We start from the raw sequence: 24,045 nt of genomic DNA, 5'->3' as shown, positions 1-24,045 counted from the left end.
GCACGCCGCAGTTCCCCGCGGCAGTCCATCGAGGTGCAGAAGGTATCGATTCGGCCACAACCGTCGAGGGACTTCACAGGTTCTGCTCCTAGGGTCGAGAATCGAAGGGGTCGAGGTGCACCGACTCGACCTCCCCGGCGAGCAGCTCTGCCCCGGGATGGAATACGAAGGAGTGACCATGTCCGCTGGCCAGTCCACTGAGGCCGACAGCCGTCTCCTGTCGACTGATGGGCGAAGCCCTTCCCCCCGGCAGCAGCCCCGGCCCACCGGCGCCGCCCTCGCCCGGAGCGAGGAGCATGAGGACGACACCTATCAGCAGCTGCTGAAGCAGCTCCACACCAACGCCGGCAAGAACGGCACCACCGGGGTGGTGCCGCGGATGATCGACATCCGCCGACAGCTCACCGAGTTCCAGCTGCACTACAAGTTCGGCATGGACGAGGTCCTCACCAAGATCAACGTGCTGCGTGAGGAGTTCGAGCACACCCGCGACTACTCCCCCATCGAGCACGTGAACTTCCGGCTGAAGTCCCTGGATCGGATCCTGGACAAGGTGCAGCGCTACGGCTGCGAGCCGACGTTGGAGGGCATCCGTGGATCGATCCGAGACATCGCGGGCATCCGCATCACCACCTCTTTCGTCTCCGACGCCTACTGGGTGGCGGAGATGCTGTGCAGCCAGCCGGACCTGCGGGTCGTGGAGGTCAAGGACTACATCCGTAGTCCCAAGCCCAATGGCTACCAGAGTCTGCACGTGATCGTGCAGGTTCCGGTGTTCCTCTCGAATCGCACCGAGTTCGTCTACGTCGAGGTGCAGATCCGCACCGTCGCCATGGACTTCTGGGCCTCCCTGGAGCACAAGATCTACTACACCTACTCCGGCGAGGTCCCGGACGACATTCACGAGGAGCTGCGTGACGCCGCGGAGAAGGCTGCCGCGTTGGATCGCCAGATGGCTGAGATCAGGGACCGCGTGACTCAGCTCAAGGAGCAGGCCCCCACCTCTGGCCAGGGCGCCACCGGCCCCACCCCAGCCGCTGCCGACCGGCCCCGCACCGGGCCGTGGTTCCCGGATGAGGAGCTCTCGGAGGACGAGTTCTCCGGCGAGCAGGCCACCACAGCCGCCTGGAAGTGGGAGGACATCGCCCAGCAGGCCTCCTCTCAGCAGAACTGAGCTCAGAAGCGGCGTTCCCACAGCTGCGCGAAGTGCTGGATGGGTCCGTGGCCGCGGCCGACGTCGAGCCGCTCGGTGTCTCGCAGGGCCGCCGTCATCCATTCCTTGACCACAGGCACCGCCGTCTCCCAGTCCAGTCCACGTGCCCGCAGTGCGGCCAACGCCGAGGACACCGAGCAGCCGGTGCCGTGGGTGTTGGTGGTGCGGATGCGCTCCGAGACGTGCCGCCCCTCGGGCCTGCGCGTGCCGTCGTCCTCGGCCGGGTGGACCAGGATGTCCTCGACCTCGTCGTCGTCGAAATGTCCGCCTTTGGCGAGCACGACGACGTCATGGGCGTCCGCCACGGTGCGGGCCTGGCGGATCAGCGACTCGCCGTCCTCGGAGGGTGGTCCTCCGGCCAGGAGCGCCAGCTCCGGGATGTTCGGGGTGATGAGGTCCGCCCGGTGCAGAAATCCGATGAGCGCCTGCTCCGCGTCCGGTTGGAGCAACCGGTCCCCCGAGGTTGCGACCATCACCGGATCCACCACCAGCCAAGGCCGGCCCGGCAGAGCGTCCCACCAAGTGGAGACGGTCTCGATGACGTCCACCGTTCCGAGCATGCCCACCTTGACCGCGTCCAGAGAGACGTCATCGCTGACCGCCTCCAGCTGCGCCTGCAGGAAGGAGACCGGGGGCAGATGGATCTCCCGGACACCCTGGGTGTTCTGCGCGACCAGCGCAGTCACCACCGCCATCCCGTAGCCGCCGTGGGCGGCGAAGCTCTTCAGGTCCGCGTGGATCCCGGCTCCCCCGGTGGGGTCGGTCCCGGCGATGGAGAGGATGTTGGGAATCTCCCGTGGGGAGCCCGGAGCTGGGCGAGCAGAGGAGGGTGACGTCATCGGGGCATCCCTTCGCGAGCATGATCAGGATCAGGTTCAACGGGTGTGCTCTCAGCCTGAGCCGCTGTGCAGAGTCGCTCCGCAGGCTCAGGCACCCCGTGCCGCTGATCGAGTCTAGTCGACGAGGGCGTGCGGGACCTCACACGGTCTGCCCGACGACGGCACGTCCCGGACGGTGCTCAGAGCACGATCCAGCCCAGGAAGCCTGCACCGATGACGACCGCCCAGGCCGGCACCTTCCAGCTGTTCAACGCGACGAAGCAGGCCACGGCCACGGCCAGGGCGACCAGGCCGACGTCGAGCACTCCGGCGGTGAACACCGGGTCATAGAGCGCGGCCGCGAGGATTCCGACCACCCCGGCGTTGACACCCGTCAATGCCCGCCGTGCCAGCGGCGCACCCCGCAGCGCCTCCCAGAACGGCAGGGCTCCGATGACCAGCAGCGCCGCAGGCAGGAAGATCGCCCCCACGGCGATCAGTGCCCCGGCGGCACCGCCGGGTCCCTCGATCGTCGAGGCGCCCAGGTAGCCGGCGAAGGTGAAGAGCGGGCCGGGTACCGCCTGGGCGGCGCCGTAGCCGGCCAGGAAGACCTCCGAGTCGACCAGCCCGGGCCCGACCATCTCCGCCTCCAGCAGCGGGAGGACCACGTGCCCGCCGCCGAAGACCAGAGAGCCTGCGCGATAGAAGAGGTCCACCAGCTGGGCCGCCCCGTGCCAAGCGGCCGACCCGGCGGAGGCGACCAGCAGCGGCAGCCCCACCAGCAGGGCACCGAAGAGGATCAGCGCACCGGCGGAGACCTTCTTGGAGACCTTGACGGTGAAGGCGTCCTCGTCCCGGGGCTGAGGAGTCTCGGGACGCAGCCACAGCAGGCCGACCAGTCCGGCGACGGCGATCGCCCCCACCTGCACGAAAGGCTGCGGGACGAGCACCACAGTGATCATGGCCCCGGCGGCGATGCTCGCCCGGGGCGCATCCGGGGTGAGCGTCTTCGCCATGCCGAGCACCGCATGGGCGACGACGCCGACGGCGGCGGCCTTGAGCCCGTGGATCCAGCCCGCATCAGAGAAGTCCCCGAGCGTGGCGACACCATAGGCGAAGGCCACCAGGAGCAGCACCGAGGGCAGGGTGAAGGCGAACCATGCCGCGCACATCCCTCCCCAGCCGGCTCGCTGCAGACCCAGGGCCATCCCAACCTGGCTGGAGGCCGGCCCCGGCAGGAACTGGCACAGAGCGACGAGATCCGCATAGGCCTTCTCGCTCAGCCACCGGCGCCGCTCCACGAAGGCCTCACGGAAATAGGCCAGGTGGGCGACCGGACCGCCGAACGAGGTCAGTCCGAGACGGAGGAAGATGAGGAAGACCTCGGCGACGCTGCCGTCATGGCCTCGAGCGGGGACTGAGGGGTGGTGTACGTGGCTCACAGGACTCCAGACTGTCGAAGTCAGGTTAACGGATGGCGAACGTCACCGCCTCGTCCCGTTCTGCGGCCTGCGAGCGACGGGTGGACCCGCAGGCCGGCCACGGGGAGGTCAGTAGACTCTGGAGGCATGACCGAGCTGTCCCAGGCCACTGCCCTGCAGACCACCCGCATCATGGATCACCACCTCCATGGGGCGGTGGAGCTCGTCCCCGGGAGGCACGGGCTCCTGCCCCAGCGTCTGCCTGCCCACGCGCGCGCCCAGCTCCATGATCCGGGCACGGCAGCCGTGGCGGCGGCGCCGGCCGGTGTGCGGCTCCGACTGCGGACCAGCGCCCGACGTCTGTCGATGCAGGTGCTGCCGACCGACCTGGGAGCCCGTCAGGACCCTGTGCGCCCCGCGCCGGTGCATGATGTGCTGGTCGACGGCGTCCTGACCTCACGAGCGGTGGCGCACCCCTGCGACATGCCGGACGCACCATGGACGGTGGAGCTCTCCGATGCGGCGCCGACAGGGCTGCTGCCTACCGGAGAGAAGCTCGTGGAGATCTGGCTGCCGTATGAGGAGCCCGCCGAGCTGGTGTCCCTGCAGAGCGACGAGCCTGTGTTCCCGGTGCCGCCGGCCGGACCGCGCTGGGTGCACCACGGCAGCTCCATCAGCCACGGCTCCGATGCGGAAGGCCCCTCCCGGACATGGCCCGCCGTGGCGGCGCGGCTCTCTGGCCACGACGTGGTGAACCTGGGCTTCGGCGGCAATGCGATGCTCGACCAGTTCACCGCCCGCACCATCCGTGACCTGCCGGCCGAGGTGATCACCCTCAAGCTGGGGATCAACGTGGTCAACGGGGACGTCTTCCGGCTGCGCAGCTTCTCTCCGGCGGTCCACGGCTTCCTGGACACGATCCGCGACGGCCATCCGCACACGCCGGTGCACGTGATCACGCCCCTGTGGTGCGGCATCCAGGAGCTCACCCCCGGGCCGGTCGTCGCGACGGACCATACGGATGACGACGGCGGCGTGCGTCGGGTCTTCCACGCCACCGGGGATCCGGCACACGTCTCTGAGGGGCGGCTCGACCTGACGGTGGTGCGGACCGAGCTGACGCGCATCGTGACAGAGCGAGCCTCGACCGACCCGGACCTTCACCTGGTGGACGGCCTGGAGCTCTATGGTCCTGACGACGCACAGACCCGTCCTCTGCCGGATGGCCTGCACCCCGACACTGCGACGCACCGCTTCATCGGGGAACGTTTCGCCCGCGCAGTGCTGGCGAGCCCTTCGGGACGATGAACGACGGCGGGCCGTCCCGACACTGCGTCAGCGTCGCGGACGGCCCGCCGAGACGCTGGTGCGGATGTCCCGTCTTAGCACCTAGCTGGCCCTCACCTCTGGCGGGGCCTTCAGAGCACCTCTGCGTTGTGGGTATCGCTCAGCCGCCGATCATCCCGGCGACCTGGACCTCCACACTGCTTGCCTCGCCGGGAACACCGTTCTCGTCGAATCCGATCACACTGAGCGTGTAGAAACCGGGCTCAAGTCCTATGGTGTCGTACGCGATCGCCCGGTTGCCCTCGTGCGTGAGGCCGCCGTCGACGGTCTCTTCTTCGCTTGCCAGTGACCACCGGTACGTCTCAGCGCCATCCACCGGTTCCCAGGTCACGATCACCAGGTGGTTGAGACGGTTGATCTCGAGAACCGGGGCGTTCGGCGGCTCTTCGGTCTCCGTGAGCACTGGCTCGGGGCTCGGGGCGGGGGCCTCTGGCTCAGCGGGGTGGTGGCCGTCACCGGCAGCGGAGGCGGCTCCTGCTGTGCCGATGGTCAGTGCTGCGGCTGCTGCGGTGGCATAGAAAGTCCGTGTCATCATTGTCTCTCGGCACCCCTTCTGCGGTGTTCTCATTCTTCCGTGTGCTCAGTGAGCGCCGCCGCATCGCCGCACATCGAATGCCTGCGGTCCACGATTCCCGACGGACTCTGCACCCCACACTAGGGAAGATCACTCGCCTTGTTAAGACGTGACGTTCGATTCCATCGTCACGATGATGAGGCCGGTGACGAGTGAGTTCTGGCAGGAGAGCCTGCCGCCTTCACGCGTGCTCAAGCTCGGCCTCCGAAGGGTGATGGTCCCCGACCGACCGTCGCGACCTCCCCTATATCTGCAGCAGCTCGGCGATCATCGGCAACGTCACCACGCTCAGCACGGTGCCTGCCACCAGGATCGCCGCGGCCAGACGACCGTCTCCATCGTATTCCTCGGAGAAGATGAAGACCGTGGTGGACGACGGCATGGCCGCCATCAGCACCAGTGTCGCGGCCCAGACCGGCCCCAAGTGGTCCAGGAAAGGAAGCACCGCCAGCCAGGTGACCCCAGGCAGCAGCAGAAGTTTGACCCCCGTGCCCAGCGCGATCGAACGCTTGGGCACTCCGCCGCTGCGGATGCCCTCCAGTGCGGGGTGCATGGCCAGCCCTACGGCGAACAGCGCCAGCGGGACCGCGGTCTGTCCGATCATCTCCACCCCTTCCGAGAACACCTGGGGCGGGGCCAGCGGGGTCATCACCACCAGCAGTGCAGCGGCCATGGAGAGCGCGATGGGGTTCAGCAGCACCGCTCGGCGGACGATCGGCCAGAGCCGACGTCGCCAGGCAGAGCGGAACCCCACCTCTGAGGAGGTGTCCCCCGCATCCCCGGGACCCGGCGGCGTGGTCTCAGCCCCGCCGAGGGCCGTGCGGACCACCGGATAACCGGTCATGTAGATCATGTTGTGCACCAGATGGATGATGCCGGCAGCCAGTGCGGCCTCAGGCCCGATCGTGCTCAGCGTGATCGGGATGCCGAAGTAGCCGACGTTGCCGAAGGTGGCCGCCAGTGAAGTCGGCGCCGCCCCAGCACGGGCACGCGAACCCAGCAGATGGGCCGTGCCGTAGGTCCCCACGGAGAGCGCCAACGTGACCATCGCGGCGATGATCACCGCCCCCACCGGAAAGCGGCCGGTCGGAGGTGCGGCCACCACGGCGGAGAACACGAAGGCCGGCAGTCCGAAATAGAAGACGAAGGCGTTCAACGCACCCTGGAATCCGCGGAATCGGGAGGCGAAGCCCGCCAGGAATCCGACGACGAGCACGAGGAACATCGGGGCGATCGTCGTGAGCATGGAGAGCACCGTACGATCCTAGGTCATGGGTGGCACTCCCCCGGGCCTCGCCCAGCGGGGGCTCAGAACATGACGTCAGGGGGCCGGATCAGCTCAGGAGAGTCATTGCGGACATTGCCCACCGCACGGTCCACCTCATGCAGCGTCCACCCGCGAGCGACTTCCACAGCCCCGAGCCGCAGCCGCTCCACATCCGCCTCCGTGTCCTCCCGGCTCCGCTCCCCCGGAGCGATCCAGTCGGCCGCCTCGTCGGCGCTCATGGCCAGCGGCAGACGATCGTGCAGCTGGGCCAGCTCGGTGAGCACCGGACGGTCACCGTGGGCCGGGCCTGCGCCGTCCTCGCCGACATCGGGTGACGGGCCGGTGAGGATCGTGGTGGAGAGCACCCAGGCGTCCCGCCCCTGAGCCTCGCGCTCGGGGTCCTTCCACCATTCGTAGAGACCGGCGAAGAGGATCAGCGGCCGTTCACGGTCTCGGACGAGGTGCGGGACACGGACGGTCTTGCCGGTCTGCGGCTCCTGGGACACCTTCCACTCGTAGTATCCCTGGACGGGCACCACGCACCGACGGCGGCGCACCGCAGAGCGGAAGCTGGGTTTGGAGACCACCGTCTCGGAGCGGGCGTTGAAGGTCTTCGAGCTGAACGCGGCGGTCTCCGCCCACCGCGGGAGCAGGCCCCACCGGGCCGGGTGGATCTCCCGCTGTCGCCCCGCGTGCGTCCCGGCCTCGTCCGCACCCTCCTCATATCGCTCCACAAGGATCGGCACAGTGGAGGTGGGCGCGACGTTCCAGGAGACACGCCACGACTGCTCCGGACCCGCCGGCGACGCATCGACGCCGGTGGCCGGGCCGGCCAGGGCGACGTCATCGATCCCGCAGGCCTCGAGTGCATCGATCAGGTCACCGGCGCGCAGTGCCATCACATAGCGTCCACACATGTCTCTCCATTCCCCACGTCCTCCACTTCTCCGGAGCGTACGTGCTCGACGGCGGAGGCAGAAGTCCCGCAGCCCCGAGCACCGTCGGCGGCTGCGGGCAGCACGTGGCCGAGCAGGCCTACCAGCGCAGCCGCAGGTCGGCCGGGCGGCCCAGCCCGGGGAGGGCGAAGGCGTCACCATGGCCGGCGAGCACTCCGGCAAGAGGGTCGTAGGCGTCGTCGGGCGCACCCTGCCGCACCACGTCACGCTCCGGATGCAGGATCTCCCGGACCACCTGCACCATCAGGTAGATCACGGTGGCCATGTGCAGCACGATGCCCAGCCCGTAGGCGGCCTCGATGAGGTGATGCCCGGCGCCGAACTCCCCGCCGGAGGTGATCTTGGCGCTCATCAGCCACACCGCCGCCCAGTGGAACACCTCGGCGGCCTGCCACACCACGAAGCCCCGCACCTGGGGCCGCGCCAGCACCACCAGCGGGATCAGCCACATGACGAACTGTGGCGAGTAGACCTTGCCCAGCAGAATGAAGCTGGCCACGATCAGGAAGCACAGCTGGGCCATCCGAGGCCGTGTGGGAGCCGCCCAGGCCAGGTAGGCCACTCCCATGCAGCACAGCAGGAACAGCCCGTTGGAGAGGAGCGAGAAGCCTTCGCCGTCGAGCCCGAGCCAGCCGAAGGCCAGCCACATCGAGGAGAAGCTGACCTCGCGCTCGGAGGAGAACCGATAGAACAGTGCCCACTGGTCAAATGCGGCGACCATGAACGGCAGGTTGACCGCCAGCCACGTCGCCGCAGCTGCTGACAGGGTGGTCACCGCGGAGCGTAGGCGCCCCGAGCGCACGCACAGCACCAGCACTGCGCCGAAGAAGAACAACGGGTAGAGCTTCATCGCTGCCCCGAGACCGATGAGCACGCCGGCCCAGCCGGGTCGGCCTCGACCCCAGAGCAGAAGTGCCAGCGCGCCGAGGAAGACCGCCCACATGTCCCAGTTCACCGAGAGGGTCAGGACGATGCCCGGGGCCAGGGCCACAAGTATCGCGTCCGAACGACGACGCCCCGCCGAGTAGGCCGTGGCCAGCACGGTGCCCAGCCAGCAGAGCACTACCAGAGCATGGTTGAGATCGTAGAAGGCCAGGACACGCTCGGGCCCCTCGCCGGTGCCCGGGACCAGCCAGGACAGCACGCCCGCGACGACGCCGATGAGCACCGGATACTCCATGGCCTGGCCCTGCGGGGCGTCCCCGAGGAACGGGAAGTGCCCGGCGGCCAGACCCCGTTCGGTGAACAGCAGCGCGAAGTCCGAGTAGCACATGTGCACGTGCTGGCCCGGGTCGGTCCATCCGTTGATCCGGCACCACTGCACAGCCAGCACCGAGAGGACCGCGCCCAGGCAGGTGGCGGCCAGCAGGATCCAGAGCAGCCGAGAGGTACGAGGCGTGGGGCGAATCTCGGCGGTGCTGGTCACCGGGCTCCTTCAGGTCGGTCCGGGGCGTCCGCAGGAGCGGGCAGGTCAGGGCGGGAGGATCTCTCGGAGCCCTCGAGCCGGGGTTCCGCGGGCACGGGGGCCGGGGATCGGGTCAATTGTCCCAGGCCGGTCCACCCGACGGCGGCATTCCAGATCTGTGAGGGGCGCCGCATGTCGAACAGCTCGGTGGTGTTCGGGTCGAAGACCAGCAGGTAGACGAGGTAGACCGTCGCGACGCCGGCCGCGACCGTCTGCACCACAGTGGTGTCGATCCATTGGGCCACGGAGAGCTGGCCGACCAGGGAGATCAGCACCAGCACCGTGATCAGCAGGCTCACCAGCACCAACGCACGGCCGCGGTGGACATGCACCACGGCGAACAGCGGCAGGATCCACAGCAGGTACCAGGGCTGGACGACCGTGGAGCTTAGCACCACCACGATCAGCCCCACGCCGGCCCACAGCACCGGGTTGCCGAGGCGGCGGCGCAGCAGGATCCAGGCCAGCACCGCAGCGGAGACGACACGCGCGCCGGTGTAGATCCAGGAGGCGGTCTGCTGCGGGTCCGCGCCCCAGGCCACGGCCGCCACCAGGCCCAACCCGGTGCCCAGCAGCCCGACCGGTGCGACCGGGGCGATGGCGGATCCGGCGCCCAGCGCCGCGGTGATCCATCCCAGCCCGACGCCGAGCAGCACCCCCGCCCCCACGAGCAGGCCGGCAGCGAGCAGCCCGGCGAGGACCCACTCCCGCAGTCGGGCCCGGTAGTCGCCCACGATGCGTGTGGGGTTCTTCAGGGTGAGCAGCACGGCGAAGGGCAGCACCGTGATCGCGATGGGTTTGACCGCCACCGCGGCGGTGATCAGCAGCACCGCGCCGAGCCGCCGTCGACGCAGTGCGCACCACATGCCCAGCAGCAGCAGCCCGATCATCAGGGCGTCGTTATGGGCCGCCGGCAGGAAGACCAGCAGACTCAGCGGGTTCAGCACGCACAGCCACAACGCCCATGCCGGCTGGGAGCCGAAGGCTCGAGCCAGGCGCGGCACCACCAGCAGCATCATCGCCACCCCTGCGACGCTGAGCAGCCGAAAGAGCATCACGGAGACCTCCGGGACGCCGCCAGAGAGGAACCAGATCAGCTGGGCCACCAGCAGGAACAGCGGCCCATAGGGTGAGGGCGATTCCGCCCACAGCCCGTCGGCGCCCTCCATGAACCATCCGGGCAGCTCCGAGACACCGGATTCATAGGGGTTCAGCCCGGCGTGGAGCACCCGACCCTGGGCCAGATAGGAATAGACGTCCCGGGAGAATATCGGCACGGTGAACAGCAGCGGTGCGCCCCACATGAGCACCGCGCGGCGGATGGTCGACGTCGCGCCCTCGTGCCAGCCACCGACGCGCTGGGAGAGCCGCAGCCAGGAACGCACCAGCAGCATCGCCCCCAGACTCAGCAGCACCGCGCAGGTGATGACACCTGCGGTGGTGGTGCGCAGCGGCAGCAGGAGCGGGTGGACGGCCAGCACCGAGGAGGGAGTCATCGCCAGCCAGCCCACCCCCCACGAGCCGACCATGATCATCAGGGAGGCCAGCAGCCCTTGGCGCAGGGTGTGCGAGGCGGCGGCCTCCTCACCACCGATCAGCCACGCGGTGCCGGGGAAGGAACCGAGCACATCACGTGTCCGGAGGGCGGCGCGCGAGATCAGGGTGTCACGCACTCTCTCTCCTCCGACGCGGCAGTTCGAGCCGCACCGCAGGCAGGTTCCATCCCTCGTAGACGATCCACCGTGTCCCCCGGTCGAACAGGCCCAGCCAGAGCATGCAGGCCCAGGAGATGGCCAGGGAGAGGACGACCATCTGCTGATCCATGTCCAGGAACTGCCAGATGGAGAGCTGGTCCGAGGCGCCGAATGCCAGGAAGAAGCCGACCGTGAAGACGACCCATTTGAACTGCCAGTCCTTCCGGATGCCGGTGACCGCGAACAGCGGGAGCAGCCACAGCAGGTACCACGGTTGGATGATCGGAGAGAGCACCACCAGTGCGGTGAACGCCCAGGTCATCCGCTGCACGACATGCCGGGGGTCGCCGCGGAACATGAGTGCCAGCACGATGATCACCGAGAGCAGTCGGCCGATGAGCTTCAGCGTGTCCAGGGTCCAGTAGCTGGGGATCCCCAGGGAGTTCAGCACGGTGGTGACCATGCCGTCGGCGATGCCCAGCGGGGACCAGAAGACGCTGCCGGTGCCGGTGCCGGCCATCACCGCCAGCCAGCCGAATCCGTAGCCCTGGACGACCCCCACGGCGATCAGGACGACTGCGGCGATCCCCGCGGTCCAGGTCCAGTACAGGAAACGACGGCTCCAGCTCGCCGCCGGGCCGGCCCAGAGCAGCGCGATGAACGGCAGCAGGACCATCGAGATGGGCTTCATCCCGATGGAGACGACCACCAGCAACGTGGCCAGCACTCCGTGGCCACGTGCCGCGGCATGGACCCCGGCCAGGGCGAAGCCCACCATCAGGGCATCATTGTGGGCCGAGGAGATGAAGCTGATGATCAGCAGCGGATTGGCCACCGTGATCCACTGGGCGCGCGCTCCGTCCACGCCGTGCAGCGCCGCCAGCTTCGGCACGTAGACCATGATCAGCACGACGCCGGCCACGCAGGCGAGCCGGAAGAGCAGGATCGCCAGGTCCGGGCTCTCCCCGGTCAGCCTCATCACGACGGCCTCGATCCAGAGGAACAGCGGACCGTAGGGGGTCTCGGACTCTGCCCAGAGGATGTCGGTGCCCAGGTGGAACCAGTTGTCCAGGCTCGAGACTCCGGTGGTGTAGGGGTCTTCACCGGCCAGCACCAGCCGTCCCTGGCCCAGGTAGGCGAAGACGTCGCGGGAGAAGATCGGAAGAGTGACGAGCTGCGGCAGTGACCACAGCACCACCGCCAGGTTGACCGTGCGCAGCGTCTTGGGCCCGAACCCGTCCAGGGCCCGTCCCAGCCGGAGCCAGGCACGGAACATCACCCAGCAGCCCAACGTGAGGGCCACCGTGCAGATGATCACCCCGAGAGACTCGGTGCGCAGCGGGATGATCCACGACAGGCGGGCGATCGGCGAGGTGCTGACCAGCCACCCCACGCCTAGGGAGCCGAAGAGCACCAACAGGGAGCCCACCAGACCTTCGACGATCGGACCGAGAGGGCTCGCCGGGCGGTGCGTGGTGTGCCCGAGCGAGGCCAGCCGGCGCGCACCCTGCGTGACGGTGTCGCTGAGGGCCCCGCCGGGTCTGCGCTGGGCAGAGGCGGAGTTCTCGGCGCCGGCCACGTCGGTCATCCCCACGAAGATACCACCGACCCCTTTCCCGGCTCGGCCCGGATCGGGTGCCGTTCCAACCGCGGACAAGCTGCGGTGTCGGCGTCGGGACCCGGCCGATAGAGTTGGTCCGTGACTGAGACGACTGCAGACGACACCGCCCCCACCACCACCCAGGGCACCCGGCAGGGTACGGCACCTTCGGGATCCAGCGGCGCCGGTGACTGGTCCGGCCGCCTGGTGTGGATCGACTGCGAGATGACGGGACTGGACCCGGATTCGCATGTCCTCATCGAAGCCGCCGCCCTGGTGACCGACAGCGAGCTGAACATCCTCGGCGACGGGGTGTCCGTCGTCATCCGACCTCCGGAGGGCGCCCTGGAGGGAATGGCTCCGGTGGTGCGCCGCATGCACACCGATTCCGGCCTGCTCGAGGAGCTGGACTCCGGAGTCAGCCTCGAAGAGGCCGAACGCCGGGTCCTGGACTATGTGCGGGCCTGGGTCCCGGAGGCGGGTGTGGCGCCGCTGGCCGGAAACACGGTTCATGCGGACAAAGCGTTCCTGCGTCTGGGCATGCCGAAGCTCATGGACCACCTGCACTACCGGATCGTCGACGTCTCCACGATCAAGGAGCTCGCCTCCCGCTGGTACCCCGAAGCCCGCGCCGAGGCGCCGGCGAAGACCGGCAACCACCGTGCCCTAGGTGACATCCGAGACTCCATCGAGGAGCTCAAGCACTACCGCCGAACCGTGTTCCGGACCCTCTGAGGCGGGCGCGACGACACCCTCGCCCAGGTGCGGCCGAGATCACACTCCGCTCCGACCGGGCTCGATGTCTCATCCGGACGGAAATATGTGTAGACTGATTCGCGCTGCTCGAGCGATCCGGACACCGGATCGGTCGAGCAGAGATCCGAGAAGGGCCAAGGGGCCCGGAGCCGGATCATGGTGGGCGTAGCTCAGCTGGTAGAGCATCGCGTTGTGGTCGCGAGGGTCGCGGGTTCAAGCCCCGTCGCTCACCCTGATGTCCTGTCTCAAGAGATGGGAGACACCCCGAACCGTCACCGGTTCGGGGTGTTTTTTCTTTGTAGCCGATGCGTCCGGGACAGGGCGAGGATCAGGTAAGACGCTGGCATCTGCGGCACCTCCGCTCCGACCTCAGAAGCGGTCGGTCTCATGAGCCCACATGGCGAGCTCGACCCGATTGCGCGCGCCGAGCTTGCGCATCAGGCTGGTCAGATGGGTCTTGACGGTGCTGGGACTGATGTAGAGCTCAGCGGCGATCTCGCTGTTGGTTCGCCCGTGAGCCACCGCGAGGAGCACCTGCTCCTCACGGGCGGTGAGCGGCTCGACCGGCTGCGCGGATGGACCGCTCGGCGAGTTGGCGAACGCCGCAAGCAGGCGGACGGTGACGCTCGGAGCGATCAGTGCGTCACCATCGGCAGCCGCGTGGATCGCTTGGGCCAGGAGCGCGGGTCCGGCGTCCTTGAGCAGGAAGCCCCGAGCACCGGCCTTCAACGCCCCGTGGACGTACTCATCGAGATCGAAGGTCGTGATCACCACGATCGGCAGGGGGTCGGCGACGTCAGGGCCGGCGAGCTGGCGGGTGGCTTCGATGCCGTCCATCCACGGCATGCGGATGTCGAACAGGCACACGTCCGGGCGCAGCTGTCGCGCCAGACTCACCGCTTGGCGCCCATCGGTGGCGGCACCCACCACTTCGATGCCGGGTTGGGCGTTCAGGAGCATCGTCAGGCCGGTGCGCACGATGTCCTGGTCATCGGCGATGAGCACCTTGATGCTCATGAGGTGGCCCCGACGCGGGGCAGCATCGCCTCGACCTGCCAGCCGCCGCCGGCGGTCGGGCCGGCGTGAAATGTGCCGCCCAGGAGGGTCGCACGCTCCCGCATGCTGACGAGTCCGTACCCCGCGCGGGCGCCCCCGGCCGGAGTGGGGACCCCGTCGTCACGGACAGTCAGACGCACCCGGTCGACGTCACCCACGACATCGATGTGCACGCGGGTGACGTTGCAGGCGTGGCGCATCGTGTTGGTGAGGGCCTCCTGCGCGATCCGGTAGAGCGCGACGCTGACCTCCGCAGGGAGGTCGTGCAGGTCCGACAGGTCCACCTCGATGCGTGGCGTGCCGGCGGCGCGGGCGAACCGCTCAATGTCAGCAAGGCCGGGTTGAGGGGCGAGATCCGGCTCGGCCCCCACACGCAGGACACCGACGATGGTGCGCATCTCCGCCAGCACCCTCGTCGCTGCCTGCTCGATGGTTTCGAGCACGGCCAGCGCACGATCGGGGTCAGAGGCCGCCAAGGCCCGCCCCGCCTGGGCCTGGATGACGATGCCCGACATGTAGTGACCGATGGTGTCGTGCAGGTCGCGAGCAAGCTCGTGACGCTGCCGGAGCTCGGCCTGCTCGATTTCACGCATGCGAGTGGTCGCGTGGAAGCGGATGGCGGCCCCGAGCGCAGCTGAGAACAGGAAGAACCCGTACCCGGCCACCACCTCTGGAACCGTGGTCGGAACTGCGACAAGCGTGACACTCACCCACACCAGGATGATCCCGAGCCCGATGACGGCCTCACGGCCCGACCCCCACCGCAGCAACGCGTAGGGCAGCACGAGCGCGAGCGCGATGCTCGCCAGTCCGGTCGCATCGCTCGCGACGATCCGTGCCACATCGAAGACGATCAGCGTGCCGAAAGCGACCGCGACCGCAGCCAGCGGCTGGGTCCGCCGCCACAGCACCGCAACGGCGACCACGCCGCTGACGACCAGGGCGGCCAGCAGCCAGGTTCGGTCCGGCCGTAGCACGGCCTCGATCAGCGACGCCGCGACGGCCACGCCGAGCAGTGCCCAGTCCCGCCACACCCGCCGTGGCGGGTTCGCCGGTCGAGGCTCAGCCCACAACGTGCGCAGCGCCTTGGTCACCATCTGTCCAGTGTAGGGACAGCGCGGCAGCGGCGGATCAGCCGAATTGACGAGAGAGAGACCGTGCCATCGGCCAGGTGAACTCCGGCCTCAGGGCCGATGTGCCCGCCGTCGTGGTCAGCGATCGTGGAACTACCGATCCGCCACCCAGCAATGGAGCACTCCATGAAAAAGCATCAACCCACCGCCACCGCACTGGAAGACCTGCGGTTGCCGGTGAAAGTCAAGCTTGCAGCAGCGTGGACGAGTTTCATGTTCTTCTACATCTACGTCGACTACCTCCACCTGTACAAGCCCGGCATCATCGACGACATCCTGGCCGGCATCGTCTTCGAATTCGACACCAGCCAGACATTCGTCGTCAGCGCGCTCGTGCTCGTGGGGATCCCGATCCTCATGATCCTGCTCTCCATGGCGCTGCCCGCCCGTGCGAGCCGCACGATCAACCTCGTCGTGGCATCGCTCTACATCCCCGTCTCGGCGTTCAACCTGGTCGGCGGGTCCTGGCTGTACTTCTTGGGCCTCGGCGTCGTGCTCGAACTGATCATCCTGGCCTACATCCTCCGCTCCGCCTGGACCTGGCCCCGCACCGCACCGTCGGCGACCACGGTGACCCCGGTGACCAACCAGGACCGTGGAGCCCCTCGTGCCCAGCAGCAGGCGTGAACCCCAGCAGTACCCGTCCTGATCGGAGCCAGTCCATCTGAAGTCCGGTGGGGTGTGCCACCGGCCCTTCCCCGAGGTCGACGCTGCGGATCTGAGGCGGTATGTCACCATAGGGCTTCATCGACCACGCACCGAGAGGACCGTCCCGTGCGAGCTGCATTCGTGATCGGGCGCCTTGAAGCCTGGGGCGGCTACGCGTTCCAGGGCGACCCGGAGGTTCGCATTGAAGGCGTCCAGCTGGGGCGGGGCCAAGACAGGATCGCCGACCAGTTCGCCACCATCATCGACGACGAGTGGCACGGTGCGGCACCTGCTCGCATCCGGGAGCAGCAAGAGCATGACCTGGTGGACTGGGTCCGATCTGCGGCGGCGAGCGGTGTCGCCGGCTTCATCACCAGCTCCGCGGGTGCGACTCACCCTGCCCTGGCCGGCCAGAACGTCTTGTCCGGACCTACGGCCCAGGAGACCTTCTACCGTGTGGCTGGTGTCCTGCGCGACTCACGTGGTCTGTCCAAGATCGCCGCCATCACCGGATCCTCCGGCAAGACCACCACCAAGCGGATGCTCGCACACGCATTGCGCGCGGCCGCTCCCAGGGCTCGGGTCAGGTCCAGCCCGAAGTCCTTCAACGTCTCGACAGACGCGGCCAAGTATCTGAGCAGGTCGCCCCAGGTGCGCCACTCCGTCGTCGAGATCGCCGGCGGAGCCTTCGCAGAGTATCTCGCGAACGACTTCACCGTCTCTGCAGACGTCTCGATCGTCACGTCCATCGCCGAGGCCCATCTCGATCAGCATGGCGACCTCGAAGGTGTGGCGACCCGGAAGGCGCACCTCTTCGACCGGCCTCCCGCGGCCGGCACTGCGGTCATCAATCTCGACGCCCCGCACGCGGAGATCCTGGTGGAGCGTGCTGCAGATCAGGGGTGTCAGCTCGTGACCTATGGTGAATCGCCTCATGCGGCGCTCCGCCTCCTCGAGTACAGGCCTGAGACCGGTGAGGTCACAGCCAGAGTCGCCGGAGAGAGCATCGCCTACACGGTCGGGGCGCGCGGGAAGCATATGGCGCTGAACAGCCTGGCGGTCATCGCCACCCTGCGGAGCTACCGGCTCCCCGGCTGGCGGCGCGGCATCGACTCCCTGGCCACCTTCGCCGCCCTGGACGGTCGAGGCGCTTCCCATGCACTGGGCCTGCCATACGGCGGAGCGGTGACGGTGGTCGATGAGGCCTACAACGCGAACCCCGGATCGATGAAGGTCACCTTGCAGGCGGCAGCAGAGGTCCCTGACCTCGGTGCTGGTCGCGTGATCCTGGTTCTCGGTGACATGCTCGAGCTCGGCACCGCGTCTGCTGAACTCCATGCCTCACTGGCCTCGGCCGTGGCAGAGTCCCGTGCCCAGGTCACACACCTGTACGGCGCAGACATGCGGCACCTGCATGCGGCGCTTGCCACAAGGGGGCTCGTCAGCACCCACTGGAGCGATCTCGACGAGCTGGCACGCACCGTGCTGTCTGACCTCAGAGCCGGCGACACTGTCATCGTGAAGTCCTCCCATGGAACCGCCCTCCATGAGCTCGTGAGATCGCTCAGGTCGTCATTGGCCCCGGACCCGGAGACCACGCCACCCGTACCGCCACGCTGAGGATGGCCCTTGATGCCTGGACGACGCTGGCCCAGGGGAAGCCGACTCCCCGCGACGGCCCCCTTACATCGTTGTACATCTTCCTCCTCGAGCACGTCCGATCTGCAAGACTGAGCCATGATCAGGGCAGGGCGCCACCGGCGTCGGGGAGTCCGGCACCGCCGTGGCGAAGCCCTGCCGGACGCGACACCGGCGAACAGCGACAGGCGGAGGACCACGTGGACCAGCACCCGGGGAACACTGAACACCAGGAATCGTCAGCCACGACCAGCAGGCGGCCACAGCGAGGCCGGACGACCCCCGGGCCCGCAGAGCACAACTGGGCAGGCAACCTGACCTATCGGGCACACGAGGTGCTCCACCCGCGCTCCGTCGACGAGCTGAGGGCGGCCATGACGCACCCTGGGCCGAAGCGTCTCCTCGGCTCCCGGCACAGCTTCAACACCATCGCCGACACCGACGGCACATTGATCTGCCTCGATCTGATGCCTCCGGTTCTGGAGGTCCATCGGGACTCCGTCACAGTCGCCGGAGGAATGCGCTACGGCGACCTCGCCCCGACCCTCCACCAGCAGGGCCTGGCTCTGGGCAACCTTGCGTCCCTGCCGCACATCTCGGTGGCCGGCGCAGTGTCCACCGGCACCCACGGCTCCGGCGACCAGATCGGCACACTGGCCTCTGCGGTGCGCACCCTGACGATCATGGCCCCCGACGGGACCACCCACACCCTGCACCGCGGCGAGCCGGATTTCGACGGGGCCGTGGTCAGCCTGGGATCGCTCGGGGCGATACTCACCCTGGAGCTCGATGTGGAGCCCACCTACGAGATCGCCCAGACCGTCTTGGAGCAGCCACGCTGGGAGGCCGTCCTGGAGAACTTCGACGACGTCACCCGCCTCGGTCGCAGCGTGAGCATCTTCACCACCTGGAGCCGCACCGACGTCGCCGACCAGATCTGGGTCAAGTCTGCTGTGCCCGCGCAGGTCACCCAGGCTGAGTCGGATGACCTTGTGGAGCTCCTGGGCGCCCGGCCTGCGACGGAGAAGCGACACCCACTCCCAGGAGTCTCTGCAGAGTCCTGCTCCGAGCAGGGCGGGATCCCCGGCCCCTGGTACGACCGCCTCCCACACTTCCAGTTGGGCTTCACCCCCTCCGCCGGCGCCGAGCTGCAGACCGAGTACCTGGTGCCCCGCAGAGATGCCGCTGCCGCTCTTGAGGCGATCCGCGGACTCGCCACGCAGATCCGTCCCCTGCTGCTGGCCAACGAGCTGCGCACGATGAGCGGAGACAGGCTCTGGCTCAGCCCCGCTCATGAGGAAGACACCGTGGGCTTCCACTTCACCTGGCGTCCGGATCAGGCCGCCGTCACGGCACTCCTGCCCCGACTCGAGGAGGCACTTCCAGCCTCGGCCCGCCCCCACTGGGGCAAGCTGTTCACCTTCCCGGCGAAGGAAGTCCGGTCCCGCTTCCCGCGCTGGGATGACTTCGCCGGTCTGCGCGGCCGCTTCGATCCGGAGGGCGCACTGCGCAACGACTTCCTGGCCTCGATGGGCCTCTGACCTGGAACGTCACGGTGGATCGTGCAGCGGGTCACGAGGCGCGACATCACTCACACGTTTTTCACAGGAACTTAGATCACGAGACGGTAACGAGGGTGGATCGGCATGATTCCGGGGTTTTTGCCCCCGACGCGCCGGATCGGCCAGGTTGACGCAATCGTTCTGAGACCTTTTACTGGGTGGCGGACATCTTCCGTGATGTTGGCGTGATCTGGTTCGCACCGGATCGACGACGCCGGCGCTGCGGAAGTACAGGGGCCGACAGACTCCCCGTCACCGTCCATTGTGTCGGCCCTGGTGAACGTGACCACGATTCGACGTGAATGAAGCTGGACGGTGACATGAGGAAGGCCCGGGAGGGTCCGAGTGTCGGGGACTTCGGAGCTACTGCCTAATGCAGACCAACAAGACTTTCAAGAAGATCGTCGGCGGCAGCCTGGCCGCTGCCACCCTCGCCGGCGCCGGCGTCGCTGCTGCGGCCCCGGCCGCTAACGCCTCCGGTGTCTGGGACCAGCTGGCCCAGTGCGAGTCGGGCGGCGACTGGTCCATCAACACCGGCAACGGTTACTACGGCGGCCTGCAGTTCAACCTGCAGTCCTGGCAGGCCGTGGGCGGCTCCGGCTACCCGCACGAGGCCTCCAAGCAGGAGCAGATCCACCGCGCCGAGAAGCTGCAGGCCATCCAGGGCTGGGGCGCATGGCCGGCATGCACCGCCAGCCTGGGCATCTCGGGCAGCCCGGGCAGCTCCACTCCGGCCGACGACTCCGCTCCGGCTGAGGAGACTCAGCAGGAGGAGGCCCCGGTGCAGGAAGAGGCTCCGGCTGAGGAGACTCAGCAGGAGGAGGCCCCGGTGCAGGAGGAGGCTCCCGTGCAGGAGGAGGCTCCCGTGCAGGAGGAAGCCCCGGTGCAGGAGGAGGCTCCGGCCCCGTCTTCGCCGTCGGCTGAGCCGAACGCTGAGGTCGAGGTCTCGGACGAGACCTACACGATCGCCGCCGGCGACTCGCTGACCAAGATCTCCGACGCTCTCGGTGTCGAGGACTGGCGCGACCTGTGGGGCGCCAACGCTGACCTGATCGACGACCCGAACCTGATCTTCGTCGGCCAGGAGCTCAAGCTCCCGGTCCTCTGATCGAGAGACTGAACACTCAGGACAGCGACGCCGGTCACTGACCCGTCACTGCCGCACCCGAAGGCGGCCTCTGCAGACATCCTCTGCCGAGGCCGCCTTCGGCGCGTCTGGGGCAGGTGGGCTCACGGCACAGCTGCTCCGAGCGACTCAACCTCGATCTCTCCCTCCCCCAGGCGCAGTACGATCCCTCCATGAAGGTCAGTGCGGTAGACGCTCGTTCCCGCCTCCTCCAGGGCACGGCGGATGGAGGGGGCCGGATGCCCGTAGGAGTTGTCCTCCCCGACACCGATGAGAGCGACCTCCGAGGTGGTGCTCTCCAGCGTCTCGGTGCCGCCGTTCGCGGCACCATGATGGGCGACCTTCAGGACGTCCACATGTTCAGGCAGGCCGCCGGTGAGGATCGCCAGCCGGGCCGCGTCCTCCTCGAGGTCACCGGTGGCGAGCAGTCGCCACGGATCATCGCGACCGCCCCGAGACTGCGACTCGGCCTCGCCGTCCACCAGCTCGAAGAGCACGACCAGCGAGTTGTCATTGGGTTCCGGATAGTGCTGGTGGGCAAGCCACACCTGCCAGCGGACCCTGGCCTCCGACAGACCAGATCCCCTCGCCTCTTCTCCCGCCATACCGGGCGGCTCCCCCGACGGCCTCCCAGACTCCGAGGTCTCGCCGGGGCCCACTCGACGCACGGGCACGTCATCGAGCGCGGTCTCCAGCTCCGGCTCGGCCCGAGGCGTCCAGTCCGCGCTGCCGCCGTACAGCACCTCGTGCACAACACGCCCCTCCATCACGCCCGCGACGCCGCCGTAGTGATCGCGGTGCTCATGGGTGATGAAGAGCGTGTCCACGGTCTCCACCTGCAGGCGGCTCAGGCAGTCATCCGCCAGGTGGGGCTCCTCCCCCGCATCGACGACCACGGCGCTTCGCACGCCGCTGCGCACGACCAGCATGTCGCCCTGCCCCACATCGCACATCACCACGCTCCAGCCCTCAGGGGCGCCTGTCGCCCCAGGGAACCTCCCCGGGAGCACCAGGGCCGTCAGCGCCCCTGCCACGGCCGCACAGGACCACACAGGAGCTCCGGAGCGCAGCAGCCCGAGGACAGTCCGGCGAAGAGGCCCTGACCGCGGCCCCGCATGCCGCGGCCCCTCCGACTGAGCCGGCTCACTCGATGGGAGTCCGGTCATAAGCCGTCGGGTCAGCAGCACCACAGCGATGACATAGGCCACCACCAGTGCCGCGCCCGTCAGCCCCTCGGGCCAGGGCGCCACCGCCTGGGGCAAGGCGGCCGCCCGGCGTCCGATCCATCCGATGGCCGCCGCCGGGAACCCGCAGAGCCAGAGCATTCCTCCTGCCAGGCCCGGCACGATCGGGGACAGCAGCGCGCCGAACAGCCCCGGCACCGTCACGAACGGCAGCAGCGGCGAAGCCAGGATGTTGGCCGGCACGGCGTAGGTGGTGACGCCCCCGCTCAGGGGCAGCAGCACGGGAGTGACGAAGAGCTGGGCGGACAGGGCCAGCGCCGCAGGACCGGCAAGGATCCCCGGCAGCACCCGCTTGAGCACGTCCTGGATGCGCGCTCCGGTGAGGATGATTCCTGCCGTCGCCGCAGCTGAGAGCTGCATCGCAGGCTCCACGGCGTAGTGAGGATCCCAGATCAACATGCCGAGCACACACACGCACAGCAGGGAGAACGATGCCCGGCGACGCCCGGAGAACAGGGCCAGGGCTCCCAGGGCACCCATCACCGCCGCCCGGATGACGCTCGGGGCGGGATCGACGAGGCCGACGTAGAGCACCAGCCCGAGCAGCGCCAGGAGCAGACCCAGGAGCCGGGGCGTCCTCAGCAGGCGCAGCAGACCCAGGAACGCTCCCATGACCAGCGCGCAGTGGGTTCCGCTCACCACCGTCAGGTGCGTCATGCCAGCTGCACGCATCGATTCGGTCAGGTCATCATCTTGTCCGCTCCTGTCTCCAAGGATGAGCCCAGGGAGCAGCTCGGGCGCGTCTCCGGCCGCCCGCCCTGAGGCCTCGATGGTGCCCTCACGCACCGACCTGCGGATCTCACTCCACCATTCGACGGCTCTGGACACGGCCCGCCCCTCATGCTCGAGACTTCCGGACGAGGGTGTCAGGGCATCGACGCCGAAAGGTATGAGCAGTGCCGTGGCCCGATCCCCTGGTTCAGTGCCGATGGGTCGCACCAGACCGTGGAGCCGCTCGCCCACCTGCAGCTCCGTAGCCACGTCCGCGTCGAGCAGAAGCACGGCGTCGGTGTGGACACGTCGCCAGGAACGTGACGCTGATGTGCCATGGGCGTCTTCTCCTTGTGCCATGTGGTCATCGGGCGGAGCGGAGCGATGCTCGAAGGCGCTGACCCTGGCCCGGGCCACAGAGCGGCCAGCACCGTCGGGGCCAGGACGGGCCGCCTCGCGGGGTGCTCCGACCACGCGCAGCTCGACCCGGACCGGGACCTCAGCCTCGACCGCCTCCTCCCACCCTGTGACCTCCACCCGCTGGTGCGCCTGATGCGCACTCAGGGCCACGGAGCCCCCGGCCACGAAGCAGACCGCCACCTGCGCCGCGGCGAGGAGCACCCACCGATCCGAAGACATCATCCGATGAAGGAGGACCAGCACACCGAGCAGCAGAGCCCCCACCCCGCCGAGGAGCGCACCCAGGCCGAGAGCCGTGGCCGCCGAAGCCTGGACGGTGATCCATGCGGCGCCCCAAGCCACGAGGGCGGCAGGGAGCAGCCGCAGATCGACCGGCCGGGCCGGGTGACCGACCTCCCTGCCGCGGATGCCGTCTCCGACTGGATCAGGGAGTCGATGGGCCTCCGCGCCGCGGCCGTGCTCACCCTCGGTGACGTGTTCGGGTGGCAGGTGCCTCACCATGTCACCTGGCCAGCGATGTCCTCGAGGATCGCCGGGCCTATCCCCCGCACCCCGGCCAGCTCCTCGAGCGAACCGAAGGGGCCCTGATCGCTGCGATGGTCGACGATCCGCTCGGCCAGGGCGGGTCCGATGCCGGGCAGCTGCTCCAGCTGCCCCGCATCGGACTCGTTGAGGTTGACCGGAGCTTCCTCTGCACCGTCCCCGGGAAACCCATCCGATGGATCCTGGCCCGCAGGGTCCTGGCCCGCACCGTCCTGGGGCCAAATGGGTGGCGGCCCACCGGCGTCGACCTCCTCCTGGGTGGGCACGTGGATCAGGGAACCGTCCACGGCCTCGGCGGCCAGATTGAGCGCCTCCAGTGCGGCGCCTTCGACAGCACCACCCGCCGCCTCCAGCGCGTCATGGATCCGGGAACCGGAGGGCAGCTCGACCACGCCGGGTTCTCTCACCGCACCGGCCACATGGACCACGAGCACCGGAGCCTCATCCTCCCCGGGGCCCACAGTGGAGCCTCCCTCCCCGTCCGACGCCTCGTCCGGCGTCCCCGCCGGCGCTGTTCCGTCCGGCGGAGTCTCCCGGGGCCGCGGACCGCCGTCGTCGGAGCCGCTCAGCTCCGGAGCTTCGGGCAGCGGCTCGGAGGAGGACGGAGAGCTTGTCGCCCATGAGACCAGCAGCCAGGCCAGGAGGGCGGCCACGAGCGCCGCCGCGGCAGTGATGCGCAGACGGGTGCGCACGGGTCGCTGATGGGCGGCCTCCCGCTCCCGGCGAAGCCTCTCTCGACGGGAGAGCACCGGTTCCTCGTCCCAGAGCCCTGGATCCTCCATGCGACCACGGTAGGAGCCCCGTGGCACCGCCCGCAGAGGCTCAGCAGGCCCTGTGGAGGGGTCCGCGTGTC

General features: G+C 68.6%; 19 protein-coding genes, 1 tRNA gene and 1 riboswitch. Of the genes, 8 read left to right on the top strand and 12 right to left on the bottom strand.

The genetic code is table 11. The annotated features are described in order from the left end of the window. Nucleotides 1-178: 178 nt before the first annotated feature. Nucleotides 179-1,174, top strand: a complete 996-nt coding sequence (locus HNR09_RS14705; protein WP_246348871.1) for a GTP pyrophosphokinase — start codon at nt 179-181, stop codon at nt 1,172-1,174. A gap of 2 nt (nt 1,175-1,176) precedes the next feature. Here the strand turns inward: HNR09_RS14705 and thiD are convergent, their stop codons facing one another. After that, a complete protein-coding gene (thiD, locus tag HNR09_RS14700) occupies nt 1,177-2,052 on the bottom strand; it encodes a bifunctional hydroxymethylpyrimidine kinase/phosphomethylpyrimidine kinase (protein ID WP_179542715.1) in 876 nt (291 codons plus the stop codon). Next, nucleotides 2,043-2,161, bottom strand: a riboswitch (TPP riboswitch). It overlaps the preceding gene by 10 nt. 70 nt (nt 2,162-2,231) lie before the next feature. Further along, on the bottom strand, nt 2,232-3,473 hold the full coding sequence (gene chrA, locus HNR09_RS14695) for a chromate efflux transporter (RefSeq protein ID WP_179542714.1): 1,242 nt from the start codon (nt 3,471-3,473) through the stop codon (nt 2,232-2,234). Between the two features lie 126 nt (nt 3,474-3,599). Between chrA and HNR09_RS14690 the strand changes: the two genes are divergently transcribed. Further along, a complete protein-coding gene (locus HNR09_RS14690; RefSeq protein WP_179542713.1) occupies nt 3,600-4,760 on the top strand; it encodes an SGNH/GDSL hydrolase family protein in 1,161 nt (386 codons plus the stop codon). A 139-nt stretch (nt 4,761-4,899) separates the two neighbouring features. Here the strand turns inward: HNR09_RS14690 and HNR09_RS14685 are convergent, their stop codons facing one another. The 6 genes from HNR09_RS14685 to mptB (HNR09_RS14660) all read right to left on the bottom strand — a co-directional run bounded on the left by HNR09_RS14685 (nt 4,900) and on the right by mptB (HNR09_RS14660) (nt 12,343). Further along, nucleotides 4,900-5,334 carry a hypothetical protein gene (locus HNR09_RS14685; protein ID WP_179542712.1) on the bottom strand — a complete coding sequence of 145 codons (435 nt, stop codon included), beginning with the start codon at nt 5,332-5,334 and terminating at the stop codon, nt 4,900-4,902. Nucleotides 5,335-5,617: 283 nt separating this feature from the next. After that, nucleotides 5,618-6,619, bottom strand: a complete 1,002-nt coding sequence (locus HNR09_RS14680; RefSeq protein ID WP_179542711.1) for an AEC family transporter — start codon at nt 6,617-6,619, stop codon at nt 5,618-5,620. A 62-nt stretch (nt 6,620-6,681) separates the two neighbouring features. Further along, on the bottom strand, nt 6,682-7,557 hold the full coding sequence (locus tag HNR09_RS14675; RefSeq protein WP_179542710.1) for an SOS response-associated peptidase: 876 nt from the start codon (nt 7,555-7,557) through the stop codon (nt 6,682-6,684). Nucleotides 7,558-7,675: 118 nt separating this feature from the next. Beyond that, complete coding sequence (locus HNR09_RS14670; RefSeq protein WP_179542709.1) at nt 7,676-9,022, bottom strand: glycosyltransferase 87 family protein; 1,347 nt, start codon at nt 9,020-9,022, stop codon at nt 7,676-7,678. Continuing rightward, nucleotides 9,019-10,734: a polyprenol phosphomannose-dependent alpha 1,6 mannosyltransferase MptB gene (mptB, locus tag HNR09_RS14665; protein ID WP_179542708.1), complete on the bottom strand. Its 1,716-nt coding sequence runs from the start codon at nt 10,732-10,734 to the stop codon at nt 9,019-9,021. The genes HNR09_RS14670 and mptB (HNR09_RS14665) overlap by 4 nt, the downstream gene beginning before the upstream one ends. Then, nucleotides 10,727-12,343 carry a polyprenol phosphomannose-dependent alpha 1,6 mannosyltransferase MptB gene (gene mptB / locus HNR09_RS14660; RefSeq protein WP_179542707.1) on the bottom strand — a complete coding sequence of 539 codons (1,617 nt, stop codon included), beginning with the start codon at nt 12,341-12,343 and terminating at the stop codon, nt 10,727-10,729. Before mptB (HNR09_RS14660) ends, mptB (HNR09_RS14665) begins: the two co-directional genes overlap by 8 nt. 111 nt (nt 12,344-12,454) lie before the next feature. Between mptB (HNR09_RS14660) and orn the strand changes: the two genes are divergently transcribed. Together orn and HNR09_RS14650 are read left to right on the top strand one after the other, a co-directional pair. Next, nucleotides 12,455-13,090 carry an oligoribonuclease gene (gene orn / locus HNR09_RS14655; protein WP_378936717.1) on the top strand — a complete coding sequence of 212 codons (636 nt, stop codon included), beginning with the start codon at nt 12,455-12,457 and terminating at the stop codon, nt 13,088-13,090. 180 nt (nt 13,091-13,270) lie between these two features. Beyond that, nucleotides 13,271-13,343: transfer RNA gene (locus HNR09_RS14650), tRNA-His, on the top strand. 137 nt (nt 13,344-13,480) lie between these two features. On the opposite strand, the gene HNR09_RS14645 is transcribed toward HNR09_RS14650, so the two are convergent. Both HNR09_RS14645 and HNR09_RS16530 read right to left on the bottom strand, forming a co-directional pair. Continuing rightward, entirely contained in the window at nt 13,481-14,128 is a 648-nt protein-coding gene (locus tag HNR09_RS14645; protein WP_179542706.1) for a response regulator, read from the bottom strand. Next, nucleotides 14,125-15,261, bottom strand: coding sequence for a histidine kinase (locus HNR09_RS16530; RefSeq protein WP_218881952.1), 1,137 nt, complete (start codon nt 15,259-15,261; stop codon nt 14,125-14,127). The genes HNR09_RS14645 and HNR09_RS16530 overlap by 4 nt, the downstream gene beginning before the upstream one ends. 165 nt (nt 15,262-15,426) lie before the next feature. Here HNR09_RS16530 and HNR09_RS14635 point away from each other — a divergent pair, with 165 nt between their 5' ends. The 4 genes from HNR09_RS14635 (at nt 15,427) to rpf (ending at nt 20,256) form a co-directional block, all read left to right on the top strand. Further along, nucleotides 15,427-15,927, top strand: a complete 501-nt coding sequence (locus tag HNR09_RS14635) for a DUF6326 family protein (protein ID WP_179542704.1) — start codon at nt 15,427-15,429, stop codon at nt 15,925-15,927. Between the two features lie 147 nt (nt 15,928-16,074). Further along, entirely contained in the window at nt 16,075-17,568 is a 1,494-nt protein-coding gene (locus HNR09_RS14630) for a Mur ligase family protein (protein WP_179542703.1), read from the top strand. A 218-nt stretch (nt 17,569-17,786) separates the two neighbouring features. Further along, a complete protein-coding gene (locus HNR09_RS14625; RefSeq protein WP_425488284.1) occupies nt 17,787-19,127 on the top strand; it encodes an FAD-binding protein in 1,341 nt (446 codons plus the stop codon). A 394-nt stretch (nt 19,128-19,521) separates the two neighbouring features. After that, entirely contained in the window at nt 19,522-20,256 is a 735-nt protein-coding gene (rpf, locus tag HNR09_RS14620; RefSeq protein ID WP_179542701.1) for a resuscitation-promoting factor Rpf, read from the top strand. Nucleotides 20,257-20,378: 122 nt separating this feature from the next. Here the strand turns inward: rpf and HNR09_RS14615 are convergent, their stop codons facing one another. Both HNR09_RS14615 and HNR09_RS14610 read right to left on the bottom strand, forming a co-directional pair. Next, nucleotides 20,379-23,150, bottom strand: a complete 2,772-nt coding sequence (locus HNR09_RS14615) for a ComEC/Rec2 family competence protein (RefSeq protein ID WP_179542700.1) — start codon at nt 23,148-23,150, stop codon at nt 20,379-20,381. Continuing rightward, nucleotides 23,144-23,974 carry a helix-hairpin-helix domain-containing protein gene (locus tag HNR09_RS14610; RefSeq protein ID WP_179542699.1) on the bottom strand — a complete coding sequence of 277 codons (831 nt, stop codon included), beginning with the start codon at nt 23,972-23,974 and terminating at the stop codon, nt 23,144-23,146. Before HNR09_RS14610 ends, HNR09_RS14615 begins: the two co-directional genes overlap by 7 nt. Between the last annotated feature and the right edge of the window lie 71 nt (nt 23,975-24,045).

It is taken from the genome of Nesterenkonia xinjiangensis, from assembly GCF_013410745.1.
GTDB classification, from domain to species: domain Bacteria; phylum Actinomycetota; class Actinomycetes; order Actinomycetales; family Micrococcaceae; genus Nesterenkonia; species Nesterenkonia xinjiangensis.
This window is presented reverse-complemented; position numbering and strand designations above follow the sequence as displayed.